General features: G+C 65.0%; 2 protein-coding genes. One reads left to right on the top strand and one right to left on the bottom strand.

The window, feature by feature from the left end; genetic code table 11:
- Nucleotides 1-647: tetratricopeptide repeat protein (locus JHD07_RS35070; RefSeq protein ID WP_291630520.1), on the top strand; the 647-nt coding region annotated here is incomplete at its 5' end.
- 51 nt (nucleotides 648-698) lie between these two features.
- Here the strand turns inward: JHD07_RS35070 and JHD07_RS35065 are convergent.
- Nucleotides 699-1,646 (bottom strand): type II secretion system F family protein (locus JHD07_RS35065; protein WP_291630517.1); only part of this gene is annotated, 948 nt, incomplete at its 5' end.

Below are 1,646 nucleotides of genomic sequence, written 5' to 3'. Positions count from 1 at the left end.
AAGTCTATGGCGAGCGCTACCGCGCCAATCCCAAGGACGCCGACGCCGCGCTCGCCTACGGGCAGGCCCTGCGCGCCAACGGCCAGCGTGCCCAGGCCGCAGCCGTCCTCGAGCAGGCAACCATCGCCAATCCCGGCAACAAGGCGTTGCTGGCCCAGTACGGCCGTGCGCTCGCCGACAACGGAAATTTCCAACAGGCTTACGACGTGTTGTCGAAGGCGCACTCGCCCGACAATCCGGACTGGCGCCTGCTCTCGGTACAGGGCACCGCGCTGGACCAGATGGGCCGTCACGAGGAGGCGCGCTCCTACTACGCGAGCGCACTGAAGATCGCGCCGGGTGATCCCGGCGTGCTCTCCAATCTCGGCCTGTCATACATGCTGTCGAGAGAGCTGCCGAAGGCCGAGGAGGCGCTACGGCAGGCCTATGCCTCGCCGCGTGCGAGCGCCCGGGTACGGCAAAACCTCGCCTTGGTCGTCGGCCTCCAGGGCCGCTTCGCGGAAGCGGAGACCATCGTGAAGGCGGACCTGCCACCCGACCAGGCCGCGGCCAATGTCGCCTATCTCAAGGAGATGCTGAGCCGCAGCGAGGCCCCGCGCGGCGCACCGAAGCGAACGCCGGTGGCTGCGCTGAGCCAGGGCGACTGATCAGATCCGATCTTGCCGGCCTTGGTGGCGGACCGTTTGGTCCAGCCCTGCTTACTGCATCTCGGTGACCTTGATGGCGGTGGGGCCGAGAATGACGACGAACAGCACCGGCAGGAAGAACAGGATCATCGGCACCGTGAGCTTCGGCGGCAGAGCGGCCGCCTTCTTCTCGGCCTCGTTCATGCGCATGTCGCGGTTCTCCTGCGCCATGACGCGCAAGGAGTGGCCGAGCGGGGTGCCGTAACGTTCCGCCTGCTGCAGCGCCAGGCACACCGACTTGACGCCCTCGAGCCCGGTGCGCCGCGCCAGATTCTCATAGGCGACCTTGCGATCCTGCAAGTAGGACAGCTCGGCCGTGGTCAGGGTGAATTCCTCCGACAACGCGATCGACTGGCCGACGATTTCGGTCGCGACCTTGCGGAATGCCATCTCGACCGACATGCCGGATTCGATGCAGATCAAGAGCAGGTCGAGCGCGTCGGGAAACGCACGCTTGATCGAGAGCTGGCGCTTGGAGATCGCATTCTTGAGGAACAGCATCGGAGCCTGGAGGCCGAGATAGGCGGCGCCGATGCAGATGCCGATCTTGATCGGCATCGACTGCTGCATGTGGGCGATCACGAACACGTAGAGGGCCGAGCCGATAAAGAGCACGATCGGTGCGACCATGCGCGCGAACAGGAAGGTGATGTAGGGTGCCTGGCCGCGGTAGCCCGCCATGATCAGCTTGTCTCGCGCAGCTTCCTGCGCGAGCCATTTGGTCAGGTTGAAGTCCTCGACCACCTTGGAGACAAGCTGTTTCGGCGTTTGCCGCAGCGAGACCTTCTCGTTCTTGTTGAGGCGCTCACGCTCGCGCTGCCGGATGCGCTCCCGCTCGCTCGCCACCGCCTTCATGCGCTTGGAGAGGCCCTCGCCGGCGAACAACGGCATCACCAGCGTATAGACGGTGGCGCTCGCGGCAATGGCGGATGATGTTTTTGCGCTGAATTGTGCTTCGGA

The sequence above is a fragment of the Bradyrhizobium sp. genome (assembly GCF_016462955.1).
Classification (GTDB): Bacteria; Pseudomonadota; Alphaproteobacteria; order Rhizobiales; family Xanthobacteraceae; genus Bradyrhizobium.
This window is presented reverse-complemented; position numbering and strand designations above follow the sequence as displayed.